Annotated in this window: 9 protein-coding genes and 1 pseudogene; 7 read left to right on the top strand and 3 right to left on the bottom strand. The window is 61.3% G+C overall.

Annotated elements, in window-relative coordinates:
* Nucleotides 1-710: 710 nt before the first annotated feature.
* From AHiyo1_RS06900 to AHiyo1_RS06880, 3 genes are all read left to right on the top strand, one after another.
* Nucleotides 711-1,247 (top strand): AAA family ATPase, encoded by a 537-nt coding sequence (locus AHiyo1_RS06900; protein ID WP_084784390.1) that lies wholly within the window; start codon nt 711-713, stop codon nt 1,245-1,247.
* Nucleotides 1,248-1,514: 267 nt separating this feature from the next.
* Nucleotides 1,515-1,898 (top strand): barstar family protein, encoded by a 384-nt coding sequence (locus tag AHiyo1_RS06895; RefSeq protein WP_216363142.1) that lies wholly within the window; start codon nt 1,515-1,517, stop codon nt 1,896-1,898.
* Between the two features lie 1,175 nt (nt 1,899-3,073).
* Nucleotides 3,074-4,081, top strand: coding sequence for an Ltp family lipoprotein (locus tag AHiyo1_RS06880; RefSeq protein ID WP_084784391.1), 1,008 nt, complete (start codon nt 3,074-3,076; stop codon nt 4,079-4,081).
* 122 nt (nt 4,082-4,203) lie between these two features.
* On the opposite strand, the gene AHiyo1_RS27875 is transcribed toward AHiyo1_RS06880, so the two are convergent.
* Complete coding sequence (locus AHiyo1_RS27875) at nt 4,204-4,368, bottom strand: hypothetical protein (RefSeq protein WP_172465516.1); 165 nt, start codon at nt 4,366-4,368, stop codon at nt 4,204-4,206.
* Between the two features lie 343 nt (nt 4,369-4,711).
* Between AHiyo1_RS27875 and AHiyo1_RS06875 the strand changes: the two genes are divergently transcribed.
* A complete protein-coding gene (locus AHiyo1_RS06875) occupies nt 4,712-5,377 on the top strand; it encodes a hypothetical protein (protein ID WP_059388046.1) in 666 nt (221 codons plus the stop codon).
* Here the strand turns inward: AHiyo1_RS06875 and AHiyo1_RS06870 are convergent.
* Nucleotides 5,374-6,611: pseudogene (locus AHiyo1_RS06870) on the bottom strand (flavin-containing monooxygenase). The gene AHiyo1_RS06875 and the pseudogene AHiyo1_RS06870 overlap by 4 nt on opposite strands.
* A 64-nt stretch (nt 6,612-6,675) precedes the next feature.
* Between AHiyo1_RS06870 and AHiyo1_RS25430 the strand changes: the two are divergent.
* Both AHiyo1_RS25430 and AHiyo1_RS06860 read left to right on the top strand, forming a co-directional pair.
* Nucleotides 6,676-6,954 (top strand): hypothetical protein, encoded by a 279-nt coding sequence (locus tag AHiyo1_RS25430; RefSeq protein ID WP_059388045.1) that lies wholly within the window; start codon nt 6,676-6,678, stop codon nt 6,952-6,954.
* 64 nt (nt 6,955-7,018) lie between these two features.
* Nucleotides 7,019-7,378 carry a VOC family protein gene (locus AHiyo1_RS06860; RefSeq protein ID WP_059388050.1) on the top strand — a complete coding sequence of 120 codons (360 nt, stop codon included), beginning with the start codon at nt 7,019-7,021 and terminating at the stop codon, nt 7,376-7,378.
* Nucleotides 7,379-7,399: 21 nt separating this feature from the next.
* Here the strand turns inward: AHiyo1_RS06860 and AHiyo1_RS27870 are convergent, their stop codons facing one another.
* Nucleotides 7,400-7,948, bottom strand: coding sequence for a pentapeptide repeat-containing protein (locus tag AHiyo1_RS27870; protein WP_059388044.1), 549 nt, complete (start codon nt 7,946-7,948; stop codon nt 7,400-7,402).
* A gap of 642 nt (nt 7,949-8,590) precedes the next feature.
* Between AHiyo1_RS27870 and AHiyo1_RS06850 the strand changes: the two genes are divergently transcribed.
* A partial coding sequence (locus AHiyo1_RS06850) for a glyoxalase (protein ID WP_059388043.1) occupies nt 8,591-9,048 on the top strand: 458 nt, incomplete at its 3' end.

The following is a 9,048-nucleotide window of genomic DNA, read 5'->3' as shown; positions in this document are numbered from 1 at the left end:
ATCCGGGGGAACCGCGGCGGTGGTGCGCGTGTCCAGCATCCGCGCCGGAGCCACTGGCATCATGGTCCCCGGCGCTTTAACTCCGCCTGAACCGCCTACCGCCGCGAACGGATAGTCGCCCCCTTGTACGGCTTGGGCGGGGCCTGCAATCGGGACAAGCATGAGAATGCAAACTGCCAGTAGCACGATGAGCGTTCGCAACCGAACTCTGGATTCCGGCGAACCCGTTCCAAAACAATCCAAGCGAACATTAGCCACGCCGACGCCTCAATCCCCCAAAGCCCGCCGAAGGCGGGTGTACTGCCGGACAGTGACTCTGTCCCGCGGAAAAGGTATCACATTGGACACAGGAGCCCCGGCCGCGGGTTTTACGTCCGTACGAACAGATCGAATCAGCAGATTCAACAAGTCGTCGCCGTGCCGAATGTGTTCATCAGCGGGCCGGCCCCTACACGACCTCTACACCCTGTAAGCCAAAGCTGGTCTCTGGAGGCTACGGTGTATCCCATGCCGTCGGCGCAGGACCTTTTGAACCAGACTGACGAACGAGCACCCTGGTCCCGTGTGGATACTCTCCAAACCACCCCAGTTGGTTCCAAGACGATGGGAGCGCCCATAAGTCGATCCCTGAACGGTCACCCCACCATCGATTCTCGGACACGAGCCTTGCCCGCCGCCTATCTATTCCGGGAGAAGATACTGTCGGCGACATGATGATTTGGATCAACGGAACCTTCGGCGTGGGGAAAACTACTGCCGCCAAGGCAGTGGTGGAAGCGCAGCCCGCCCTACGTCTCTTTGACCCCGAAGCGGTCGGATATATGCTCATGGACAGTCTGAAGGACCAGACCTTCGGCGACTTTCAGGACCTGCCGGCATGGCGGGCACTGGTTCCAGCCACGGCTCTCGAAATTCGTCGGCATACGGGACAACACTTGGTGGCCGTTCAGACGGTGCTGCGGCAGGACTATTGGGCAGAACTTAAGGCAAGTTTCAGTGAGTTGGACGATCAAGTCATCCATGTAGTGCTGGACGCCGACGCAACAACCCTCCGGAACCGGATTGAGAACGACCAAGTCGAGTTGTCCGGCAGGCAGTGGAGGCTGGATCACATCGAAAGGTACGCGGTGGCCCGGACGTGGATGATCAAAGACGCTGACCTCGTCATCGACACGTCCCGGCTAACGGCGGAAGATGTTGCTTCTCGAATCGCCGAGGCTGTCACCGCGGAACTCCCTGTCCAGTAACCCTAAGCGGACAATACGAGCGGTGCCCCAAAAGGATCCTTCTCCGGGCGTCAGTGCTGCACCCCAAGTTGTCACTGTTGACGACGAACCCTGGGTATTCGTCAATCGATCACGGGGAGCAAACGGGTGGTGCGTTCCCTATGGGTGATCATGCTGCGGGTTGCGGTCGCTGCATAGTTCTGCCGAGGGCTGGTGCAGAATTGGCGGATGATTATGCCGCGAATCGTTGAGTCAGTGACGAGTGAGTCAGGGCCGTGGGTTCACAGGGTGATTGAGTCAGAGGCTGGATTGATCCGTGCGGCTATCAGTGGGGCTGATGTTCTGGTTATTGAGTTGGATGGTTCGAAGATGCGGTCCATCGATCGATTGTTCGCTGAGTACCAGCAGCGGTTTTCTTTTCCTGACTACTTTGGATGGAATTGGAACGCCTTCGATGAGTGCCTCGGCGACCTTCGATGGCTGCCTGCCCGCAAGTACGTGACGATAATCAGCCATGCGGACCAAGTGCTCTCGAACGAACGGATAGAGCTTGGGACGTACCTGCGCATTATTCACAACGTCGGGAAGACATGGTCCACAACTGTAGGGCTCGGCTACGAGCGGGGACATGCTGATATTCCTTTTAACACCGTGCTTGTCGAGGACAAATGATACCCGTCGGCTAGCTCTGGAACTAGGGGACTCTCGATAACGTCGCCCGATAGGCGATCGACGAACCGGCACCCCCGAGTCTCACCCTGTATTCGCTGCTCTTCGCTCCCGGGCAACGGAAAACGCGCGGTCGGACCGGCCCTAGCCAGCCCGGCGTGATGGGTCAGGACCGATGTGGTTTCTCGCGGACGGGATCGGGCACGTAGAAGCCCCACACACCGTTGGAGAGTTCGGCGGCCGCGAAAGCCACAAGGCTTTCGTTCGGCCCTCTGACTTGGTAGATGTCTGCCCGGTGACGCTGTCGGGGGTGGGCCGGATGCGACACCACGATCCACTGGTGCAGTGAAATCCACGGGGCCCCGACCACGGATTGACCCCGCCAACGTCAAGTCGCTCGCCTTCAAGTCCGATGCCTGCGTTGGCCCACCCGGCGGTCTCAGGGTCGGAATCCTTCGCGAAGCCAATCCGCGGACCTGGTTCAGACCTGAATTGACTCATGCCAACCAGTCAAGCATAGGAATACTTCACCGCCTGCCACCGCCTTGCCCGACTTTGGCAAGCCCGCCTCGACGCGGCCCGACCAACTTTTGGTGCCCGTAAGCCGGTCGATCACCGTGCCGCGGTAACCCGCCGCCGGCCCGCGGAATTGCTGATCACGGCCATATGTACGTATGACCTGCACGATGAAATGCACGGTGACGGGGGGATTACTGCAACCATTTCTCCCAGTCGCCCAGAGCAGCAAGGTGATGTTCTCGGCGGCCAGGTTGACCGTCGGCGACGAAGCAGGGAGCCAGTCGTCCGCCGGTGCCGGCGGGTGGTGATCGGTGATCCCACGTCCGCGCAGAAGTGTCCGGAACGCCGGGACGAGGCACGGCGTTGACAGGCGACCGGGGACCATTTCGGCCCAAGGCTATTTCCTGTGCAAAGCCTGCCCGAGTCCTGTGCAAATACTGCGCCAAGTGAAGCGGGTATCGACGCATGCTTAAACACGCGCGGATAAAGCGTAGACGCACTTCCGGGGGGAGGAAAACGATACATGGGCAGACCATAGCGCGCCTCTCTCAGCGCCGATCGAATCACGGATGTAACCCGTCCAGCGGATGACCAAACCTCGCACCCACCATGCCCACGCGGAAGCCCGCTTCAAGGGCGTCCCTTTGAAAGGAACCTCAATGAGCTCAGCTGACCCCTTCGGCGCGCCGCAGCAGCCGCAGCCGCCCTACGGGCAGACCCCCTCAGGAACCCAGCCCAATCCTGGCGCGCCGGCACCCTATCTGGGGGGCCCAGCCCTTGGCGGATACGGCGTCAGTAGCAAGTCCTTCCTCGTTACTTGGCTACTCTCCCTGCTCCTCGGCGTTTTCGGCGTGGATCGGTTCTACCTCGGCAAAGTCGGTACCGGCATCCTGAAGCTGTTTACCTTCGGTGGCCTCGGCATCTGGGCTCTTGTTGATCTGATTCTCGTGCTCGCCAACAAGACCCGCGACAGGCAGGGTCGTCCATTGGACGGTTATGACAGGCACAAGAAGGTGGCGTTGATCGTCACCACGGCCTTCATACTCCTAAGCATCATCCTGAACACCACCCGAGCGGCCGCCGTCCAAACGTCTGCCACGACCACCCCCGGACCGAACATGTCTGCCGTCACACCCTCTGCGGCTACAGCGGCTGAGGTCGCTGCTTCTGCCAAGGCTTCGGCCGAGGCTTCAGCTAGGGCTTCGGCTGATGCTGCCGCCAAAGCGAAGTCCGATGCTGACGCCGCCGCCAAAGCGAAAGCTGATGCTGAAGCTGCCGCTAAAGCAAAAGCTGATGCCGAGGCCGCTGCCAAGGCGAAAGCTGATGCCGACGCTGCCGCCAAGGCTCAGGCCGAGGCGGCTGCCAAGGCGGCAGCTGGGACGGTCAGCCAGCAGAACGCTCTGCGTAAAGCTGCCGAATACCTCGGGTTCACCGCCTTTTCGCGCACCGGACTGATCGGCCAGCTTGAGTTCGAGAAGTATTCAACGGAGGATGCGACCTGGGCTGTGGACCGTGTGAAAGTCGACTGGAACCAGCAGGCAGCTAAGAAAGCCAAGGACTACCTAGGATTCACTTCCTTCTCCCATTCCGGGCTAGTCGACCAGCTGATATTCGATGGTTTTACGCCGGAGCAGGCAGAGTACGGAGTGAGCCAGGCGGGTCTCTGACGGTCGAGCTCAGTTTCAAAGTGGCCGTGGTGGACGCATCTTGTTTCGGCGGGTGCAGCAGCTGTGACTGATGGACTGGCATGGCCCCGAGCGAAGAGGGTAGCTGAGGAGTCCCCTTAGCCTCACCGCCCCGCCACGCACTCCGCGACATACTCCGCATCCACGCCCACCCCGCCGACTATCGACGAGTAGTGCCCCGTCAACCACGGCAACCCCACTACGTATAGCCCCGGCTGTTCGGTGACGCGTCGCGGGTAGCTCCAGGCGTCCAGGACAGGAATGTCCACGAAGCTGAGGTCCAGCTGGTAACCGGTCGCCCAAAGTACCGAGGTGATGTTCTCTGCGGCCAGGTTGACCCGGGGCGAGGCGACAGGTAGCCAGTCGTCCGCGGGCGCTGGCTGGTGTTCAGGCGCGTCTATTCCAGCGGCAGAGGAATCAAGAAGCGATTCATATCGAGTTGACTGAGGATGTTTTTCCTCAACAAGGAAAAGTAGTTGTATCTGTCAGTTCAGAATTCTATGCCGAGGCCGAACTCAACTCTGAGCGCTTCATTAATATCATTGGATGGGTTCTGGAAATTGATCTCAGCTAAATTTCCGGGAAAGCGAATATGAGAGGACGCTTGGTTTGATGGATCGCCGGGAAGCAGACTCGGAGTCGCGCATCCGTTGGTTCCTACAGCAGACCATCGGGAAGCCTGCGGGATCGCTGGCCTGCCTTATCCCTCCCGTCTATCCCGCTTATGCCCGGGTGCTGAATCCCGCTATGTCGCCAACTGGTCGACGTTTGCGCTGGTCACAGCTTGCCGGTGATCAGCTGGAGGTTGACGGTGGCACCCAATGGAGCGAGATCGTGGCGGCGTGCGTTCCCGACCCGAATCAAGTCTACGAACCCCAGAACGGTTCCGTTGATTCCGTAGTGGCCGAACGGTTGGTTTCCAGGATAGCGAAGGGCGCCAGGCCGTCACCTGAATGCTTGTTTTTGGTGTGGGAGGGATATGGCGACCTCAATGGCCGGGTTCGAACTTCGCCCGTCATTGTCAATGGCCTTGGTCGGGGACTGCATGTGTTGCGAGGACCGCTCGAACTGGCGCTGGAATCCATCGAGGACAATCCTGCTGGAAGACTGCCCTTGAACTGGCTACCTCTGGATGGAGCGTGGTGCGTCGCTAATGACATCCATGCTCTCTCGGTCTTCATCGGAGGGTCACCATCCCTGATCGGCGAAATACTGGGCGATCGTGAATTGGAGGCCTATTACATCCGGCCCAATCAAACGTTGGTCTCGGAAGACTAGCCTCGCCGCCCCGCCACGCACCCCGCGACATACTCCGCATCCACGCCCACCCCGCCGACGATCGACGAGTAGTGCCCTGTCAGCCACGGCAGCCCGACCACATATAGCCCCGGCTGCTCGGTGACGCCGCGGATATGTCGCGGGTAGTTCCAGGCGTCCAGGACAGGAATATCCACGAAGCTGAGGTCCAGCTGGTAACCGGTGGCCCAGAGCACCGAGGTGATGTTCTCGGCGGCCAGGTTGACCCGCGCCGGTGACGCGACAGGCAACCAGTCGTCCTCCTGCGCAGGTAAAGCCGCAGGCGCGTCTATTCCAGCGGCAGCGATGTAGGCGTCGAGCGCACGGCCCATGCGCTGGCCGAACCCGGCCTCGACTGTTGCGAGGCGTTGTGGAGGTCGTCCGTGAAGGTGAGTTCGCCGTCGTCGGCTGCTTCCAGGTGCCCGTGCAGCTGGACGCCTTGGCGGCCGAGTTCGCGGAGGTGGATGTCGTGGCCCCCGTCGGTGCCGGAGAGCAGGGGGTTGCAGGCGAATCGCGCCGCGGGGGAGGGCAACTGTCCGACCGTCAAGGCGTTGATCCCGTACTCGGGCCCGTGGATTCCAGCTTGCAGGAGCCAATAGAGGATGTCGTGCCCGCGATACCGGCGCGGCGCCTCCGGACACGTCGACACCGCCAGATGCACCTCGCGCCCGGCCGCGAGCAGGTCTTCCGCGATCTGCCCGCCCGACTGCCCGGTCCCGACGATCAGCGCGGCACCGTCCGGCAGTTGCTCCGGATTGCGATAGTCGTGCGTGTGGAGCTGCAGGACACTCTTCGGGAGTCCGGCGGACAGTGCCGGGATTTTCGGTATTTGGTACGCGCCGGTCGCCAGCACCACATTGCGTGCCCGCCAGCCGCCGTCGGACGTTTCAACGCTGAAGCTGCCATCCGACGTCGAGATCCACGTGACGTCCGTGCCTGTACGGACCGGGGCATCGATCCTCGTCGCGTAGTCGCGGAAATAGTCCACCACGTCGTCACGGGCCATGAACGCCTCCGGCTCCGGCCCCGCGTATGGCATCCCGGGCAGGTCTAGCGAGAAGTTCGGCGTGTTCAGCACGAACGCATCCCAGCGATCCTGCCACGCGCCGCCCAGCGCGTATCGCCGTTCAAGGACCACGTGCTCGACGCCGGCCCGGCTGAGGAAGTAGCTCGTGGCCAGTCCCGCTTGGCCTCCACCGACAACGAGCGTGTCGATCTCGAGGGGGCGGTTTTGTTGTGCCGCTCTGTTCTGTTGTGCGGCTGTGGGCGGGGCAGTCTCCATGAGCGATCCTTCCGGTCCCTTGGCAGAACTTTACGCCCCGAAATTCAGGTGCGGGAGGTGGACAGCACTGACGGTCCGGACCGTCGTCGCCGATCTGTCCACGACGGCGGGTATCGGCTCGGTCGCCGAGATCTGCGCCAACGTGCGCGGCCTGGAACTGGGCGAAACCGTCTGCGCGCCGGGCGTAGAGGACAGCGGTCCTCTCGACGCAGTCTTCCAAGCGGACCTCGCCGCTTTCGGAGCGCAGAGCCCGGAGCTTGCCACACGGTTCCGGTAGTTTCGGCTAATTCGGATGGTCGAACTTGATGCGATCCTCCGGAAACGGTCCTAGAGTGTTGGCCATGGCTATCGCACGCTTCCCTGTCGTGGTACTCGATTGTCCCGACCCCAAGACCCTGGCCGAGTTCTACAGCGCCCTGCTCGAGTGGAAAATCGAGCGGAACGACGACGACTGGTGGTCTGTCCGCGCCGAGTACGGCGATTCGATGGCTTTCCAGAAAGTCGACTCCTACAGGGCGCCGGAATGGCCAGGCCAGGACGTCCCGCAACAGATGCACCTCGACGTCGTGGTCGACGACCTCGACACCGCTGAGGCGGCTGTGCTCGAACTCGGCGCGACCAAGCATGAGAACCAACCGGGAACGACATTCCGCGTGTTCCTCGACCCCGCCGGTCATCCTTTGTGCCTCTGCCTGGACTGACGTGCCTGGCGGGGAGGGTGATCATCGGTTGTGCCAGTGCGGGGGCATTTCGAGATCCGAAGGCAAAAGAGTTGCACGGTTGCCCTTCGCGGCGTTGAGCTGCGGTTGGGTCAGATACAAGGCTTTGGAGAGATCGGCGCGTTCAAGCCGGACATCCCTGAGGTCTGCGCCGAGCAGATCCACACCCGATAAGTCACTGCCTCGCAGATCCGCAGCGATAAGGTAGGCCCCGCGGAGGTCTGCCCCGCACAACTGGCGGGAACTGAGATTACTGCCCATCAGGTCCGCTCCCGGCGTGAGCGCTGGATCCAGGTGGTCATCACCGGCGGCAAAATAGGAGGCCCGTACTTCTGCGCTGACATCCATGAGCGTTGACCTCACCTGGGAATGAAGATCTCGAATATCCAGTGAAAGCAGCTCCGGCAGTTCGCCGCGGACTGCCTGCTCGACGGTGTTCCGGAGTTGAACCGCACGGCGTGACGTATCGGGATCGAAAGCCCGGTTCTGTGCCTCGGCCAGGTACCAGAGCATCTCATGAAGCTGACGGGCAGCTTTGAAAGCGGAAAACATTTCGTCTTTTGTGCCAGGGTTCTCAAGCCAGCTCTCTCCGGCGAAGAACCCTTGCGATACATTTTGACCTGCCCCGAAACAGTCAAAGACCGTGCACCCACGAAAGCCCCTCTGGCCCAGGCTGTGGTGGATTGTGCACGAGAAATCAGGCGCGAGGTTTTGGCAAGGAGAGCCTGCCGGTTTATCGAGCGCAAAATCCGCGGAACGTGAGAATCCGAAGGCCGTGCAGCATAGGGCAAAGCAATTTCCGCAGTCAGGGCGCAGGGATTGCCGGTCTAGGGCAGGCGAAAAGGGCTCGGCTGAGTTCGTTGATGTTGTTTCCATTTGATCTTCCAGTGGTGAGTTCGCTTTTGGGCCGGTGAGCAGGGGAAATCCACATGGAGTTCCCCTGGCAGGCGCAGGGAATCACCGCTCCTCTAGGGAGCGAACTGGAATCGCTGAAAGACGCTGGGTCACAGAGAAAAATGAAGTATCACTGACATCAGAATACTCGACCACCGCCCGGCCATTCCTCGGTTGACATCGACATGAAGCCAGGGCGCACGGGTGCGGAACACATCGGTCAGGATTGAAGAAGCGGTTAGTGGAGCCTCGGCATAAAGTCGAAATCACAAAGCAACCCACCCCACTAAAGGACATGCCATGACCGCCATCGACTCAGTCACCCTCGAAGTTCCCGACCCCGCGGCCGCTACCGCTTTCTACGACGCCGCCTTCGGATTAGGCGAGCGGGTGCGCGTGCGGGCCTCGAACGCTCCTACTGACGGCTTCCGCGGGTTCACGCTGTCGCTCGTCGTGTCGCAGCCGTCTACCGTCAGCAGCCTCATCGATTCCGCTGTGGAAGCCGGTGCCACGACCCTCAAACCAGTGGCGAAGTCCTTGTGGGGCTACGGCGGCGTCGTACAGGCTCCGGACGGCGCGATCTGGAAGGTCGCGACGTCGGCCAAGAAGGACAGCGGTCCGGCCACCCGGGAGGTCGACAAGATCGTGCTCCTAATGGCGGTCGCGGACGTTTCGGCTAGCAAACGGTTCTACGCGGACCGGGGCCTCGCCGTTGGGAAGAGCTTCGGCAAGTACGTCGAGTTCGCCATGCCGTCGAG

It is taken from the genome of Arthrobacter sp. Hiyo1 (assembly GCF_001263615.2).
Lineage (GTDB): Bacteria > Actinomycetota > Actinomycetes > Actinomycetales > Micrococcaceae > Arthrobacter.
Note: the sequence above shows the minus strand (reverse complement) of the source record. Positions and strands in the feature narration are given on the sequence as shown.

Bases quoted from the DNA above. Each gene is read 5' to 3' on its own strand.
- AHiyo1_RS06880 (WP_084784391.1), top strand. From the start codon at position 3,074: ATGAGCTCAGCTGACCCCTTCGGCGCGCCGCAGCAGCCGCAGCCGCCC.
- AHiyo1_RS27870 (WP_059388044.1), bottom strand. From the start codon at position 7,948: ATGTTTTCCGCTTTCAAAGCTGCCCGTCAGCTTCATGAGATGCTCTGG.
- AHiyo1_RS06860 (WP_059388050.1), top strand. From the start codon at position 7,019: ATGGCTATCGCACGCTTCCCTGTCGTGGTACTCGATTGTCCCGACCCC.
- AHiyo1_RS06875 (WP_059388046.1), top strand. From the start codon at position 4,712: ATGGATCGCCGGGAAGCAGACTCGGAGTCGCGCATCCGTTGGTTCCTA.
- AHiyo1_RS25430 (WP_059388045.1), top strand. From the start codon at position 6,676: ATGAGCGATCCTTCCGGTCCCTTGGCAGAACTTTACGCCCCGAAATTC.
- AHiyo1_RS06900 (WP_084784390.1), top strand. From the start codon at position 711: ATGATGATTTGGATCAACGGAACCTTCGGCGTGGGGAAAACTACTGCC.